Origin of the sequence: Stenotrophomonas acidaminiphila (assembly GCF_014109845.1) — a bacterium.
Taxonomy (GTDB): domain Bacteria; phylum Pseudomonadota; class Gammaproteobacteria; order Xanthomonadales; family Xanthomonadaceae; genus Stenotrophomonas; species Stenotrophomonas acidaminiphila.
In genome coordinates this window covers 3,467,425-3,482,363 of the sequence record NZ_CP043567.1, presented here as the reverse complement: position 1 = coordinate 3,482,363, position 14,939 = coordinate 3,467,425, and the positions used below count along the sequence as shown (strand labels likewise).

12 protein-coding genes are annotated in these 14,939 nt (G+C 69.5%); 9 read left to right on the top strand and 3 right to left on the bottom strand.

The window, feature by feature from the left end:
* Positions 1-455: 455 nt before the first annotated feature.
* Entirely contained in the window at positions 456-854 is a 399-nt protein-coding gene (locus F0P95_RS15875; protein ID WP_054667155.1) for an HU family DNA-binding protein, read from the bottom strand.
* Positions 855-1,179: 325 nt separating this feature from the next.
* Between F0P95_RS15875 and F0P95_RS15870 the strand changes: the two genes are divergently transcribed.
* From F0P95_RS15870 to F0P95_RS15850, 5 genes are all read left to right on the top strand, one after another.
* Positions 1,180-1,614 carry an OsmC family protein gene (locus F0P95_RS15870; protein WP_182335034.1) on the top strand — a complete coding sequence of 145 codons (435 nt, stop codon included), beginning with the start codon at positions 1,180-1,182 and terminating at the stop codon, positions 1,612-1,614.
* A 112-nt stretch (positions 1,615-1,726) separates the two neighbouring features.
* Positions 1,727-2,413 (top strand): glycine zipper 2TM domain-containing protein, encoded by a 687-nt coding sequence (locus F0P95_RS15865; protein ID WP_182335033.1) that lies wholly within the window; start codon positions 1,727-1,729, stop codon positions 2,411-2,413.
* Between the two features lie 124 nt (positions 2,414-2,537).
* Positions 2,538-4,232: an amidohydrolase gene (locus F0P95_RS15860; protein ID WP_182335032.1), complete on the top strand. Its 1,695-nt coding sequence runs from the start codon at positions 2,538-2,540 to the stop codon at positions 4,230-4,232.
* Between the two features lie 487 nt (positions 4,233-4,719).
* Positions 4,720-7,407 (top strand): TonB-dependent receptor domain-containing protein, encoded by a 2,688-nt coding sequence (locus F0P95_RS15855; protein ID WP_182335031.1) that lies wholly within the window; start codon positions 4,720-4,722, stop codon positions 7,405-7,407.
* A 32-nt stretch (positions 7,408-7,439) separates the two neighbouring features.
* Positions 7,440-9,386: a S9 family peptidase gene (locus tag F0P95_RS15850; protein ID WP_182335030.1), complete on the top strand. Its 1,947-nt coding sequence runs from the start codon at positions 7,440-7,442 to the stop codon at positions 9,384-9,386.
* Between the two features lie 39 nt (positions 9,387-9,425).
* Here F0P95_RS15850 and tolA read toward each other — a convergent pair whose 3' ends face one another.
* Entirely contained in the window at positions 9,426-10,316 is an 891-nt protein-coding gene (gene tolA, locus F0P95_RS15845) for a cell envelope integrity protein TolA (RefSeq protein ID WP_182335029.1), read from the bottom strand.
* On the bottom strand, positions 10,313-11,263 hold the full coding sequence (gene gshB, locus F0P95_RS15840) for a glutathione synthase (RefSeq protein WP_182337048.1): 951 nt from the start codon (positions 11,261-11,263) through the stop codon (positions 10,313-10,315). Before gshB ends, tolA begins: the two co-directional genes overlap by 4 nt.
* Before the next feature lie 247 nt (positions 11,264-11,510).
* Here gshB and pilG point away from each other — a divergent pair, with 247 nt between their 5' ends.
* The 4 genes from pilG to F0P95_RS15820 are packed head-to-tail and all read left to right on the top strand — an operon-like array spanning position 11,511 to position 14,899.
* The gene (pilG, locus tag F0P95_RS15835) at positions 11,511-11,912 is read left to right on the top strand and encodes a twitching motility response regulator PilG (protein WP_054667142.1); all 402 of its coding nucleotides are present in this window, start codon (positions 11,511-11,513) and stop codon (positions 11,910-11,912) included.
* A gap of 16 nt (positions 11,913-11,928) precedes the next feature.
* On the top strand, positions 11,929-12,291 hold the full coding sequence (locus F0P95_RS15830; protein WP_055771240.1) for a response regulator: 363 nt from the start codon (positions 11,929-11,931) through the stop codon (positions 12,289-12,291).
* A complete protein-coding gene (locus F0P95_RS15825) occupies positions 12,291-12,821 on the top strand; it encodes a chemotaxis protein CheW (RefSeq protein ID WP_182335028.1) in 531 nt (176 codons plus the stop codon). Before F0P95_RS15830 ends, F0P95_RS15825 begins: the two co-directional genes overlap by 1 nt.
* Before the next feature lie 41 nt (positions 12,822-12,862).
* Positions 12,863-14,899, top strand: coding sequence for a methyl-accepting chemotaxis protein (locus tag F0P95_RS15820; RefSeq protein WP_182335027.1), 2,037 nt, complete (start codon positions 12,863-12,865; stop codon positions 14,897-14,899).
* Positions 14,900-14,939: the final 40 nt, after the last annotated feature.

The window sequence follows — 14,939 nt, the reverse complement described above, 5'->3', positions numbered from 1 at the left end:
GGGCGGCCGGGGCGAGGCGCCGGCCCATGACGCTGTGTTCCAGTCGATACCGCATCGCACCGGCCATCGCTGGCGCGCACCCCGCGGCAGGGGCCTGGCAATGCCGGGCGTCGCCCCGGCGATGGCCGCCACGCCGGGGCCGCCGGGCGTGCGGCGCACGCCATGGACCCGATTCCAGGGAGATGCATGGCCCACGCTCCAGGCAGGCCACGTCACCCGGGCGCGCACCTGCAGATGCCTCCCGGCAGGGGGATTGCGCTTGTTCCGGCAGCGGGTTGGCGTGGCTGGCGGACGAACCGCCTCCGCAGGCATGCCGCTTGCCGCGCAATCGGCGCGCAATGCCGCAGGGTGCGGCCTTGGCAGTGCGCGGCGACGATCCGTGCGCGTACCGGTGGCGCCGCAAAAAAAAAACGGGACGGCATGGCCGTCCCGTTCTCTCGCCCAGGGCGCGCGGATCAGATCGCGGCGTCCTTGAGCTTCTTGAGCGGACGCACCTTGATCTTGGTGGAGGCCGGCTTGGCGGCGAACCACTGCTCTTCCTTGGTGAACGGGTTGATGCCCTTGCGCTTCGGCTTGGCCGGCACGTTCACGGTGGAGATCTTCAGCAGGCCCGGCAGGGTGAAGCTGCCAGCGCCCTTCTTGTTGACCGATGCGGCAACGGCGCCTTCCAGCGCGGCCAGGACGGAGCGGACATCCTTGGCAGCGACGCTGGTCGCCTCGGCCAGGTGTGCAACCAGACCCGACTTGGTCAGGGCTTCCTTGATCGGCTTGGGAGCGGCCGGCTTGGCGGCGGCCTTCGTAGCGACTTTCTTCGCTGCCTTCTTCGGGGCAGCCTTCTTAGCGGTCTTTGCCATGGTTTCCTGTTCCGTGAGCGGGTGGTTGTGGTCATGCCGACCCCGTCGGCAAGCGAAATGTAGGGCATGCGCGGTGCATCGCCAATAGGTCGGGGCACAAAAACCCCATAAAAATTGCTTCCAACCGCCCTTCCGGCGTGCCGTCGGGCCACGATCGCGGGAAAACCGGCTGTAAAGCCCGGGGCCGCGCACCGGTCGCGGCCCCGGCCATGCGCGGCGGCGGCAGGGGGCGGCCGCGATGCGCGCTGCCGCCGCGGCGCACAGGGCGCTAACGAATGCCCGCCTAGGCTGGGTCTCCCTTCAACGCACGCACAGGAGACATGCCATGGGTATTTCGCGCCACGCCACCGCGCACTGGGAGGGAGACCTCAAGAGCGGGCAGGGGCGGCTGAGCACGCCGCAGAGCGGGTTGATGGAGAACACGCGCTACGCGTTTTCCAGCCGCTTCGGCGACGAGAAGGGCACCAATCCCGAAGAACTGATCGCCGCCGCGCACGCGGGCTGCTTCACCATGGCGCTGTCGGCAAAGCTGACGGAAGCCGGTTTCCCGCCGCGCTCGCTCGACACCCGCGCCGATGTCGATCTGTCGATGGACGGCGGTCCGCAGCTGTCGCGCATCCGGCTGAAGGTGAAGGCGGTGGTGCCCGGCATGGACGAGGTGAAGTTCCGCGCGGTGGCCGACGATGCCAAGCAGAACTGCCCGGTGTCCAAGGCGCTCAGCGCGGTGCCGATCAGCCTGGAAACCGAGTTCGCCGGCTGATCCGGCGGCCGGGGCGGTGCCGTTGCCGCCCCGGCGTTCCGGTTCAGGGGCGTTTCACGCGCCGCGCCGGAGCATCCGTCCATCCTCCATCCCATACGCCGGTGCGGCCGCCATGTCCCGATCATTGCCTCTTGCAGGTGTCCTGGTCTTCGGTTGCCTGCTGGCGTTCACCGCCTCGGCGCAGCGCTACGACGACGGCAGCTATCGCCCCTATCCGGGCAGCGGCCAGTGGCGCGACGATGATGGCCGCTACGGCCGCGACGACAACGGCCCGGTCTACGACTACGCGCGCGTGGTGCGGGTGGACCCGATCATCGTCGACGGCGGCGGCCGCCGTGGAGACTGCTACGCGCGCAGCGAGGGCGACTATGTGTACGACGCGGACGGCTACCGGCAGGAGCGCGACGACGCCCGCGACCATGGCGACGGGCGCTACGTCGACGGCTATCGCCAGGGCAACGATGGCGGGCGCCAGGTGGCCACGGTGATCGGCGGTCTGGCCGGCGCGATCATCGGCAGCCGCATCGGCGGCGGCGATGGCCGCTACCTGGGCACCGCGATCGGCACCGTGGCCGGCGGCGCCGCCGGGCGCGCGATCTACGATGCCAACAACCGCCCGCTCTACCGCCGCTCGGACGTGCGCGTGTGCGAGCCGCAGCGCGAGGGCTACGGCTACGAGAGCGAGCGCGTGGCCGGTTACGACGTCACCTACGAATACGCCGGCCGCGAGTACCACACCCGCCGCGACTACCACCCGGGCGAACGCATCCGGGTGCGGGTGGACGTCAGCGCCGACTGACCTGCGCGCGGCGCGGGCCGCGGGCGTCTGGCCGCGGCCCTGCGGCAGCGTGCCCTGGCGTTCGTTGTCAGCCCTGGCCGATGGCGGCATAGTCGCCGTTTCCGTTGGCCAGGAGTGTCCCTGCATGCGCCGTACCGCCGCCTGTCTCGCCGTCCTGCTTCCCTGTCTGCATGTGGCGCCGGCCGCGGCCGGAGTGCGGGTGCTGCTCGCCGACACCATCCATACCGGCGATCCGCAGCAGCCCATGGCCAGTGCGCTGGCGTGGGACACGGACGACGGCCGCCTGCTCGCGGTGGGCGAGCGCAAGGCCGTGCTGCGACGCTATCCGCAGGCCCCGCGCGTCGATGCCGGCAAGGCCACCGTGGTGCCGGGCCTGATCGACGCGCACGCGCACCTGGTCGGCCTCGGCAACACCCTGGCGCAGGCCGACCTCAGTGGCGCGCGCAGCCGTGCCGAAGTGGTGGAACGACTGCAGGCCTTCGAGAAGACGCTGGCGCCGGGCGAGTGGCTGCTGGGCGCCGGCTGGGACCAGAACCGCTGGGACGACACCGCGTTCCCGACCGCGGCCGACCTGGACGCGGCGTTCCCCGAACGGCCGGTGTACCTGGAGCGCATCGACGGCCACGCCGGCTGGGCCAACGGCGCCGCGTTGCGGATCGCGGAAAAGAAGGCCGGCAGGCCGTTGTCCGGCGACTGGCAGCCCGACGGCGGGCGCATCCTGCGCGACGCCGCCGGCAAGCCGGCCGGCGTGCTGGTGGACGCCGCATCCGCGCTGGTCAGCGCGCATATCCCGGCACCTGACGCGGCGGTGCGCGAGAAGCGCCTGCACGCGGCACTGCAACTGGCGGTCAGCAACGGGCTGACCGGCGTGCACGACATGGGCGTGTCGCGCGGGGACCTGGCGGTGATGAAACGGCTGGCCGACCAGGGCAGATTGCCGCTGCGCATCGACGCCTATGCCGACGGCAACAACGCGGCGCTGGACGACCTGTGCGCCAACGGGCTCTACACCCACCCGGGCGGACGCCTGCAGATGCACGGGGTGAAGCTGTTCATGGACGGCGCGCTGGGCAGCCGCGGCGCGGCCCTGCTGGCCGACTACAGCGACGACCCGCACAACCGCGGGCTGCTGATGACCTCGCCGGAGGAATTCGAGGTGGCCGTGCGCAGGGCCGATGGCTGCAAGGTGCAGGTGGCCACGCATGCGATCGGCGACCGCGGCAACCGCATCGTGCTCGACACCTACGAAAAGGTGCTGGGCGCGCACAAGGACAACGACCACCGCTGGCGCGTGGAGCACGCCCAGGTGGTGGCGCTGGAGGACATCCCGCGCTTCGCCCGGCTCGGTGTGATCGCCTCGATGCAGCCCACCCATGCCACTTCGGACATGGGGTGGGCCGAGCAGCGCGTGGGGCCGGAGCGGATCAAGGGCGCCTATGCCTGGCAGCGTTATCTGCACAGCGGTGCGCGGCTGGCGCTGGGGTCGGATTTCCCGGTCGAGCAGGTCGATCCGCGGCTGGGCCTGTACGCGGCGGTGACCCGCCAGGACCGCGATGGCCGGCCGCCGGGCGGGTGGCAGCCGGAGCAGCGCCTGAGCCCGGCCGAAGCGCTGCGTGGCTTCACCAGCGACGCGGCGTATGCCGGGCATGACGAAGCCCGGGTCGGGCGCCTGCGCGCGGGCCTGCGCGCGGACTTCGTCGTACTCGACCGCGATCCGCTCGATGCGGCCGCCGGCCGCCTGGACGGGTTGCAGGTGCTGTCCACCTGGGTTGATGGCGAAGCGGTCTACACCGCGGCACCGCCGGCCAGCCAGGGCTGACGCCGCCGCGGTGCCGCGGCGATGACGGCCCGGCAGCGCCGCGCGGCGGTTGCCAGGTCGCCGCGCATGCATGCCGCACCGGACGCCAGGCTGCGCCGGCATGCCACCGCACATCCATGCCACCTGCGGGCGGCATGGGCGGAAAAGCCGCGCAGTTGCGGGCGATATCCGGTGCCGCAGTCGAGGTTGCGGAAGAAACAATCCGATCTTCGGCGCTTCATCGATTGCGATTCACGTCGCCCTGCGAAACAGGACGGCGCTGGAAACAGCGTCCGGCCAGGTGGCGTCGCGCCCCTTGGAACAAGCGCTTGCGCGCGCCTGCGCCGCGTTTGCATGCAGGCCCCGACAAGCAGATGCACCCGGTTGCATCGGCAATGAAATTTGTCTTCCCGTAGACATTGCGCATTGTTCGTTCACGAGTTGGCACTGTCGGTACGCCCCATGCGGGGCGTCCCCCAGTCATAGCGAATTCGGGTAACGAACAAAAATGCGCAAGCCACTCCCGCTTCATCCCCTGACGTTGTGCGTTCTGGCAAGCCTGGCCGCCTCTGCCGGCGTCCATGCCCAGACCAAGGAAGAAGGCAGCGATCGCAAGGTCAGCGATCTCGCCACGGTCAGCGTCTCCGCCTCGCGCATCGACCGCCCCGACCTGGTGGCGCCGACGCCGACCCTGCCGATCACCGCCGAGGAGCTGAAGCTCGATTCGCGCACCAACATCGGTGCCGCGCTCAATGACCTGCCGCAGTTCCGCGCGACCAGTTCGCCGCAGACCACCGGCTCCAACACCGGTGCCGGCAACGCGCCGGTCGATCTACGCGGCCTGGGCATCTCGCGCACCCTGGTGCTGCAGGACGGTCGCCGCATCTCCAGCGACAACGACCTGAACACGATCCCGTCGATCGTCGTCAAAAGCGTCGACGTGGTGACCGGCGGTGCCTCCGCGGCATGGGGGTCGGGTGCGGTCGGCGGCGTGGTCAACATCAGCCTGGATCACGATTTCGTCGGCTTCAAGGCGGGCGCCCAGGCCGGGCAGTCCACCTACAACGACGGCAAGGAGAAGCGCTTCGAGGCAGCCTGGGGCACGGATTTCGCCGATGGGCGCGGCCATTTCCTGGTCGGCGGCGAGTTCCTCGACAACGATGGCATCGTGCCGCGCAGTTCGCGCAGCCGGGCCGGTCGCTGGTCGACGTTGTCCATCGGCAACGGCCAGTACCAGTTGATGCCCGATGTCGGCTTCGCCGACGCGGGTTACGGCGGCCTGATCCTGTCCGGCGTGCTCAAGGGCAAGGCGTTCAACCCGGACGGGTCGCTGCGCGACTTCCAGTACGGCCGTGTCGTCGGTGCGCTGATGAGTGGCGGCGAGGGACCGTCGAACGACGACTACAGCCCGCTCAGCGCGCCGCAGAAGCGGTATTCGGTGCTCACCAGCGGTCGCTACGATCTCAATGACGACGTGCGCCTGACCGCCGAAGTGCGCCATTCGCGGATGTACAACAACTACATCTGGTTCGGCGACCACAACCGCAACAACCTGGACATCGGCATCGACAACGCGTTCCTGCCGCAGAAGGTGCGCGAGGCGATGCAGCAGGCCGGCGAGACCAGGTTGCGCATCGGCCGCTTCAACAACGACATCAATTACCCGCACATCGATTTCGAGCGCAAGACCACGCAGGCCGCGCTCGCGCTGGACGGCTATGCCGGCGACTGGCGCTGGAGCGCGTACTACAGCCACGGCGAGGCCGAGGCGAATTTCGATACGCCGGGGTTCATCCTGCGCGAGGCATGGGCCAATGCCATCGATTCGGTGATCGATCCGTCCACCGGCGGGCCGGTGTGCCGCGTCAGCCTGGCCAACCCGGCGGTGCACTGCGTGCCGATCAACGTGTTCGGCGAAGGCGCGCCGTCGCAGGAGGCCATCGACTACGTCACCGGCACCCCGCAGCAGCGCGCCAGGACCACGCTGGACGTGTTTGGCGCCAGCCTGCGCGGCGAACCCTGGGAGCTGCCCGCGGGCCCGGTCTCGGTGGCGTTCGGCGTGGAGGGCCGGCGCGAGGCGATCGACCAGCGCGTCGGCGAACTGGACGCGGCCAAGGCTTTCCGTTCGTTCAACTTCAGTGCCATGAAGGGCTCGTTCAACGTCAAGGAGGCCTTCGGCGAGGTGCTGGTGCCGCTGGTCAGGGACGTGCCCGGCCTGAACAACCTGGCGCTGAGTGCGGCCGCGCGCATCTCCGACTACAACACCACCGGCTCGATCTGGTCGTGGAAGCTCGGCTTCACCAATGAGTTCGTCGACGGCTTCCGCGGCCGCATCGCCCGTTCCCGCGATATCCGCTCGGCCAACCTGGGCGAGCTGTTCACCACCACCACCACCGGCTGGAGCTACGTCACCGACCCGACCAACAACCAGACCGTCTATGCGTTGAGCAACGGCGGCGGCAACCCGGGGCTGCGTCCGGAAACGGCCGACACCCTGACCGCTGGGCTGAGCTGGTCGCCGCGGGCGGTCGAAGGGCTGGACCTGTCGGTGGACTATTTCAACATCGACATCAAGGACGTGATCACCACGATCGGGCTGCAGGACATCCTCAACCGCTGTGCCGCCGGCAATGCCGAGCTGTGCAGCCGGGTCGAGCGCGACGCGGGAGGCAACATCACCCGCATCGTCTCCACCTACACCAACCTGTCCCAGTACAAGACCGACGGCGTCGACCTGGAAGCTTCCTACCGCCGCGACGCCCGCCTGTTCGGCGTGCCCGGGCGGCTGCGCCTGCGCACCCTGGCGACCTGGGTCAACAGCCTGAGCACGGACGACGGGGTCAAGCAGATGGAGTACGTGGGCTCGCAGGGCTACGCGTTCGGGCTGGGCGTGCCGAAGTGGCGCGCGGTGTCCAGCATCGCCTTCGACAGCGACGCCTTCTCGGTCAACGCGCGCGCGCGCTACCTGTCCGCAGGCGACTACGACCGCAACCAGAACATCGTCAACAACCGGATCGGCAGCTACGTGTACTACGACGTGGGCGGCGCCTACCGGCTGGGCGGCGAGGGCAGGGTCGAGCTGTATGCCAGCGCCAACAACGTCTTCAACAAGAAGGCGCCCATCGCCGCCACGTTCTCGCCCTATTACGACGTCATGGGGGCCTACTACACCGCCGGCGTGCGGGTGAAGTTCTGAGCGGCGCGGCCGCCAACCGACAAGGAGCAGAAATGAATCATGCACTCCGTACCCTGCTGGCGGCGGCATTGGCCGTCGCCGGCAGTGCGGCCGCAGTGGTTCCGGTGCCGCCGGCGATCCATGCCGACGGCGTTCCCGCCATTCCCGCGGCGACCGCGGAGGCCAGCGCCCGCTACCTGGAATACCGCCGTGCCGCCTTCCTTGGCTGGGACCCGCAGAACCGCTCGGTCCTGATGAAGACCCGCTTCGGCGGCACCGACCAGTTGCACAGCGTGCAGTCGCCCGGCGCCGCTCGCACCCAGCTCAGCTTCGAGGCCGAGCCGGTCCCCTTCGCCAGCCACGCCCCGGGCGACAGCGGCCACCTGGTGGTGCAGAAGGACATCGGCGGCAACGAGTTCTTCCAGCTGTACCTGCTGAAGGACGGCCGCCTGGAGCTGCTGACCGACGGCAGGTCGCGCAACTGGTTCGGCAGCTGGAGCCGCGATGGCCGCCTGCTCGGTTACGCCTCCTCGCGGCGCAACGGCGCGGACATGGACCTCTACGTGCTGGATCCGGCCCGGCCAGGCAGCGACCGGATGGTCGCGCAGGTCAGCGGCGGCGGCTGGAACATCTCCGACTTCTCGCACGACGGCGCGCGCGCGCTGGCCATCAACCGGCTGTCGATCAACCATGCCGTGCTGGCCGAGGTCGACCTGCGCAGGGGCGGGATGAAGGTGCTGACCCCGGCGCGCGGGCGCGCGTCCTATGCCGATGCGCGCTACGCCCGCGACGGGCGGATATGGGTGCTGTCCAACCGCGATTCGGATTTCGTCCGGCTGGGCAAGCTGGACCCGCGCAGCGGCGCATTCGCCCCGGTCAGCCGCGAACCGCGCTGGGACGTGACCGACTACGCGGTATCGGACGACGAGCAGGTGCTGGTCTATGCGATCAACGACGCCGGCGTGTCGCGGCTGCGCGTGGGCGATGGCCAGGGCGCCAACCTGCGGCAGGTCGACGGCCTGCCCGACGGTGTCCTGGACTGGAGCATCGGCCAGCTGCTGCAGATCGCGCCGTGGGGCGAGATCGGCCTGAGCCTGTCGTCGGCCAAGGTGCCCGGCGACGTCTATTCGGTGAATGCCAGGACGCTGGAGGTCCGGCGCTGGACCCGGAGCGAAGCCGGTGGACTGGACCTGGAGCGCAACCGCGAGCCGGAGCGGGTGGAGGTCGCCAGCTTCGACGGCGAGAAGGTGTCCGGCTTCCTGTACCGCCCCGATCCCGCCCGCTTCCCGGGCAGGCGCCCGTTGATCATGGACATCCACGGCGGGCCGGAAGGGCAGAGCCGGCCGGGTTTCCTCGGCGCCGACAACTATCTGCTCAATGAGCTCGGCGTGGCCCTGTTCCTGCCCAACGTGCGCGGTTCCTCGGGCTACGGCACCCGCTTCCTGGACCTGGACAACGGCCCGTGGAAACGCGAGGACTCGGTCAGGGACGTGGGGGCGTTCATCGACGCACTGGCGGCCGATCCGGCGCTGGACGCGGCCCGGTTCGCGGTCTACGGCTTCAGCTACGGCGGCTACATGTGCTACGCCTCGGCGGTGCATTACAGCGACCGCCTGCGCTCGGCCAGCTGCGCCGTCGCCATTTCCGACTTCGTCACTTTCCTGGAGAACACCCAGGCGTACCGGCGCGACCTGCGGCGCGTGGAGTACGGCGACGAGCGCGATCCGGCCCAGCGCGCCCGGCTGGCGGAGATATCGCCGTTGCGCAATGTCGGGAAGATCCGGATTCCGCTGATGGTCGCCGCCGGCGGCAACGATCCGCGGGTGCCGGCCTCCGAGGCCGAGCAGATCGTCAAGGCGCTGCGCGCGCAGGGCGGCGACGCCTGGCACGTGCTGGCGCGCAACGAAGGCCACGGTTTCCACAAGCGCGAGAACCGCGACTACATCTTCTGGGCCGGGATCGAGTTCTGGAAGAAGACGCTGCTCGCCCCGGCGGAGTAGGCGCCACGGCAGGCGTCGGCATTGGCCGGCGCCTCCGCTTCAGCGGTCGTCGTGCAGCTGGCCGCCGGGCAGGAACACCCAGGTGCGGGTGACCTGCAGGATGTCGATGTCGTCGCGGGTGCGCGGCAGCGGCGGGAACGGCTGCGCCAGTTCCACCACGCGCAGCGCGGCGGCGTCGAGCAGCGGCGTGCCGCTGCTGCGCAGGATGCGGCTGCTCTCCACGCTGCCGTCGCGGCGCACGCCCACGGTGATCACCACCTGGCCGCCGAGGCGGCGCTGGCGCGCTTCGTCCGGGTAGTTCAGGTTGCCCACGCGCTCGGCGCGGTCGACCCAGGCGCGCAGGTAGTTCGCGTACGCATATTCGCGGGTGCTGGCCGAGACGAACTTGCGGTTCGGGCGCCTGGCGTACTGTTCCGAGCGCAGGTGCACCTCGGCGGCCAGCCGTGCCATCTCCGCGTCGCGCTGCTCGCGTGCGGTCATCGGCGCGTCCGGCTCGGGGCGTTCGGGCAGCGGCCGCGGCTGCGCCTGGGCCACCACCACCTCGCCGTGGGTGCTGCTGACCACGCGCGCCTGCGGCGGTGGCGGCGCGGCGGCGGCCTGGCGTTGCGTCGGGACCGGCGCGATGCCGTCATCGGGGCGTGGCACGATGCCGGCCTGGCTGTCGCGCGGCCGTTGCGGCGTGTCGTGGTCGCCGCCGCCCTGCTGGTTGGCCTGGGCCATGAAATCGGCCTGCTCCGGCGTCAGTGGCGTGCTGGTCTGGCTGAAGATCACGTCCAGCGTCGGCACCAGCGGCGCGTTGCTGCCGACCGCGAAGCCCACGCCCAGGATCAGCAGCCCGTGCACCAGCAGCGAGAGCGTCAGCGTGGCGCCCAGCCGTTGCTGCTCGGTGATGCGTGCCGGCGGCGGCAGGGCATCCACGGGTACGCTCATCGCGGCAGGCCGGCCTCGATCGCGTCGAACAGCTGGCCGGCGATGTTCAGGCCGAACTGGGCGTCGAGTTCGCGGGCGCAGGTCGGGCTGGTGACGTTGACCTCGGTGAGATAGTCGCCGATCACGTCCAGGCCGACGAAGCGCATGCCGCGCCGCTTCATCTCCGGGCCGACCTGGGCGGCGATCCAGCGGTCGCGCTCGCTCAGCGGGCGGCCTTCGCCGCGGCCGCCGGCGGCGAGGTTGCCGCGGAACTCATCGCCCTGCGGGATGCGCGCCAGGCAGTAATCGACCGGCTCGCCGTCGATCAGCAGGATGCGCTTGTCGCCGGCGCTGATGGCGGGGATGAAACGCTGCGCCAGCGCCAGCCGGCGGCCGCCGTCGGTGAGCGTCTCCAGGATCACGTTGAGGTTGGCGTCGCCGGTGCCGCTGCGGAAGATCGAACGCCCGCCCATGCCGTCCAGCGGCTTGAGCACGACCTGGCCGTGCTCCAGGGCGAAGGCCTTGAGCGCGGCGGCGCTGCGGCTGACCAGGGTCGGCGGGCAGCATTGCGGGAACAGCAGGGCGGCCAGCTTCTCGTTGTAGTCGCGCAGCCCCTGCGGGTCGTTGACCACGCAGGCGCCGGCGGCCTGGGCCACCGACAGCACCTGGGTGTCGTACAGGAACTCGCCGTCGAACGGCGGGTCCTTGCGCATCAGCACGATCTGGCCCGGGCCGAACGCGGTGCGGGTGTAGCTGCCCAGGGTGAACCAGCCGGCCGGGTCGTCGCGCACCTGCAGCGGTGCGGTGTCGGCCACGGCGGTGCCGCCTTCCAGCGCCAGCCCGCCGGGGCGCACGTAGTGCAGGCGGTGGCCGCGCCGCTGGGCCTCCAGCAGCATGGCGAAGGTGGTGTCCTTGGCGATCTTGATTTGGGCGATGGGGTCCATCACCACGATGACGTCCAGCATGATCCACGGCCTTTCGGGTCAGGCGGCGATGGTAGCGCCCCGGCACGACGGGCGCCCAGCGCCATGCGCGGTCCGGAGCGTTGCGGGGCTGAATGGCCCTGCGCAGCGACTGCGATGGGGTTCACACTGTGCGCGGCGATGGCCCCGCGATGACGGCGGCCCTTGACAGTTTGCGGCCGGACTGGGATATAGACCGCTTTCGCAGCAGCTCCACGTTCAGATGGCGCGCTGCGCGCCCGGGGAAATCGCAATGGTTGAAAACATGGCTGCGGGTGGGGAACTCGCAGGGTTGAAGGTGATGGTCATCGACGATTCGAAGACCATCCGCCGTACCGCCGAGACACTGCTCAAGCGCGAGGGCTGCGAGGTCGTGACCGCGACCGACGGCTTCGAGGCATTGGCCAAGATCGCCGACCAGCAGCCGCAGATCATCTTCGTCGACATCATGATGCCGCGGCTGGATGGCTATCAGACCTGCGCGCTGATCAAGGGCAACCAGCTGTTCAAGTCCACGCCGGTGATCATGCTGTCCTCCAAGGATGGCCTGTTCGACAAGGCGCGCGGGCGCATCGTCGGCTCCGAGCAGTACCTGACCAAGCCTTTCACCCGCGAAGAACTACTGGGCGCCATCCGCACATACGTCAACGCCTGACCAGGGGGTAAGGCACATGGCTCGAATCCTGTTGATCGAGGACTCACCGACCGACCGGGCGGTGTTCACGCAATGGCTGGAGAAGGCCGGGCACGAAGTGCTCGCCACCGACAATGCCGAGGACGGCCTGCAGATGGCGCGCAGCCAGGCACCGCAACTGGTGCTGATGGACGTGGTGCTGCCCGGCATGAGCGGGTTCCAGGCCACGCGCGCGCTGTCGCGCGACGAGGCCACCCGCGGCATCCCGGTCCTGATCGTCAGTACCAAGAGCATGGAGACCGACATGGCCTGGGGCATGCGCCAGGGTGCGTCGGATTACGTGGTCAAGCCGCCGCGCGAGGATGACCTGATCGCGCGGATCAACAAACTGGTGGGTTGATGCGATCTCCCTTCGACATCCTCGAAGCCTACGAGCGGCGCAGCCTGGCGCACGCGGTGCAGCTGCCGGAACGGCATTTCTCGACGGACGTCTGGCGCGGCGTGGGCTACCGCATCGGCAGCCGGCGCCTGGTGTCCGATTTCCGCGAGGTGGTCGAAATCGTGCCGATGCCGCCGGTGACCCCGGTGCCGGGGGCGCAGCCGTGGCTGCTGGGCGTGGGCAACCTGCGCGGCAACCTGTTTCCGGTGGTGGACCTGAAGTACTTCCTGGAAGGGCAGCGCACCGTCCAGCAGGAAGGCCACCGGGTGCTGATCATGCGCCAGACCGGCGGCGACGTCGCCATCAGCATCGATGAGCTCTACGGGCAGCGCAGTTTCGAGCTGTCCGCCCAGGTCCCGGCCGGCGACATCGCCGAGGGCCGCTACGCCCATTTCGTCGAGCACGCCTTCAATGACGGCGACCACGACTGGGGGGTGTTCTCGCTTTCCCTGCTGTCGCGCACGCCTGAATTCCGGCAGGCCGCCGCCTGAGTGCGGGCCCGCCTTTCCGTATTGGATACCGAGGTCGAAACATGAGTACTGCTCCGGACGCCGCCAAGACCAGCAAGCTTGGCAACGTGAGTACCAATTTCTGGCTGGGCCTGCTGGTACTGTCGATGATCGTGTTCGGCGCCAACACCGGCGTGGCGACCTGGCAGGGCAGCCGCCTGGCCGGCGCCGGCACCGGTGCGGCCGACCTGCAGGTGCTGTCGCAGCAGCTGGCCAACCAGGGCCGCGAGGCGGTGGCCGGCAACCGCGCCGCCTACGCCGCGTTCAAGGACACCCGCGCCCGGGTCGACCGCACCGTGGGTGAGCTGCAGGGCCGGTTCGGCCAGGAGGCCGGCGTGGCCGCGCCGCTGCGGCAACTGGTCGAGACCTGGCAGCCGCTGTCCAAGAACGCCGAGCAGATCGTGGCCAGCGAGCCCGCGGTGCTGGCGCTTGCCGGCAACGCCGACAATTTCGTCGGCGCGGTGCCGCAGCTGCAGGCGCAGCTGAACGAAGTGGTGCGCGCGATGACCGCCGGCGGCGCCCAGTCCAGCCAGATCTACAACGGCCTGCAGCAGGTCGTGGTGGTGGGCTCGATGGCCCGCCGCGTCACCGAAATCCGCGCCGGTGGCCCCGGCGCCAGCGGTGCCGGCGACGCCCTGGCCCGCGACATGACCGTGTTCACCCAGGTGCTCGAAGGCCTGCGCAACGGCAGCGAGGAACTGGGCATCACCGCGGTGCGCAACCCCAACGCGCAGGTGGCGCTGGAGCAGTCGGCCACCCAGTGGGCCAAGATGAAGAAGGACGCCGACGCGATCCTGGCCAGCTCGCGCAACCTGTTCGCCGCGCAGTCCTCGGCCGCGGCGCTGGCCAGCGGCTCGGACCGCATGCTGGACAACAGCCGCAAGCTGTTCGATGCGTTCTCCGCGTTCGGCTCCACCCGCGACACCCGCATCTTCCCCAACTTCTGGTGGAGCGTGGTGTTCGGCGCGCTGTCGGTGCTGTCGATCATCGGCTTCGTGTGGAGCACGGTGCGCAGCCGTTCGCGCGAACAGGAACTGCGCTACCAGACCCAGGTGGAGTTCAACAGCCGCAACCAGCAGGCGATCATGCGCCTGCTGGACGAAATCAGCTCGCTGGGTGAAGGCGACCTGACGGTGAAGGCCTCGGTGACCGAGGACATGACCGGCGCCATCGCCGACGCGATCAACTATGCCGTGGACGAACTGCGTCACCTGGTGACCACGATCAACGACATCTCCAGCAAGGTGGCGGTGTCGGCGCAGGAAACCCAGGCCACCGCCATGCAGCTGGCCGAGGCCGCCGGCCACCAGGCCGACGAGATCACCAGCGCCTCGGACCGCATCGGCGAAATCGCCTCGTCCATCGAACAGGTGTCGCGCAACTCCAGCGAGTCGGCCGAAGTGGCGCAGCGCTCGGTGGTCATCGCCACCGAGGGTGCCGGCGTGGTGCGCCAGACCATCCAGGGCATGGACCAGATCCGCGACCAGATCCAGGAAACCTCCAAGCGCATCAAGCGCCTGGGCGAGTCCTCGCAGGAGATCGGTTCGATCGTGGAACTGATCAACGACATTTCCGAGCAGACCAACATCCTGGCGTTGAACGCGGCCGTGCAGGCGGCATCGGCCGGCGAGGCGGGCCGTGGTTTCGCGGTCGTGGCCGACGAAGTGCAGCGACTGGCGGAACGCACCTCCGGTGCGACCCGGCGTATCGAAGGCCTGGTGCAGGCCATTCAGGCCGACACCAACGAGGCGGTGACCTCGATGGAGCAGACCACCGCCGAAGTGGTGTCGGGCGCGCGCCTGGCCGAGGACGCCGGTACCGCGCTGACCGAGATCGAACGCGTGTCCAACGCGCTCAACACCCTGATCAAGAACATCTCCATTGCCGCCCACCAGCAGGCCGCCGCCGCGACCGACATCACCCAGACCATGGGCGTGATCCGGCAGATCACCGGCCAGACCTCGCAGGGTGCCGGGCAGACCGCCGATTCGCTTGGACAGCTGAACCAGCTGGCGGCGGACCTGCGGCGTTCGGTGGCCGACTTCAAGCTTCCGGCCTGAACCGGTTGAACGGGCGGGGATGGAAAGGAACCAGCAGATG

Coding starts and splice junctions, on each gene's coding strand:
- F0P95_RS15870 (WP_182335034.1), top strand. CDS start 1,180: ATGGGTATTTCGCGCCACGCCACCGCGCACTGGGAGGGAGACCTCAAG.
- F0P95_RS15860 (WP_182335032.1), top strand. CDS start 2,538: ATGCGCCGTACCGCCGCCTGTCTCGCCGTCCTGCTTCCCTGTCTGCAT.
- pilG (WP_054667142.1), top strand. CDS start 11,511: ATGGTTGAAAACATGGCTGCGGGTGGGGAACTCGCAGGGTTGAAGGTG.
- F0P95_RS15820 (WP_182335027.1), top strand. CDS start 12,863: ATGAGTACTGCTCCGGACGCCGCCAAGACCAGCAAGCTTGGCAACGTG.
- F0P95_RS15830 (WP_055771240.1), top strand. CDS start 11,929: ATGGCTCGAATCCTGTTGATCGAGGACTCACCGACCGACCGGGCGGTG.
- F0P95_RS15855 (WP_182335031.1), top strand. CDS start 4,720: ATGCGCAAGCCACTCCCGCTTCATCCCCTGACGTTGTGCGTTCTGGCA.
- F0P95_RS15875 (WP_054667155.1), bottom strand. CDS start 854: ATGGCAAAGACCGCTAAGAAGGCTGCCCCGAAGAAGGCAGCGAAGAAA.
- F0P95_RS15865 (WP_182335033.1), top strand. CDS start 1,727: ATGTCCCGATCATTGCCTCTTGCAGGTGTCCTGGTCTTCGGTTGCCTG.
- F0P95_RS15850 (WP_182335030.1), top strand. CDS start 7,440: ATGAATCATGCACTCCGTACCCTGCTGGCGGCGGCATTGGCCGTCGCC.
- F0P95_RS15825 (WP_182335028.1), top strand. CDS start 12,291: ATGCGATCTCCCTTCGACATCCTCGAAGCCTACGAGCGGCGCAGCCTG.
- tolA (WP_182335029.1), bottom strand. CDS start 10,316: ATGAGCGTACCCGTGGATGCCCTGCCGCCGCCGGCACGCATCACCGAG.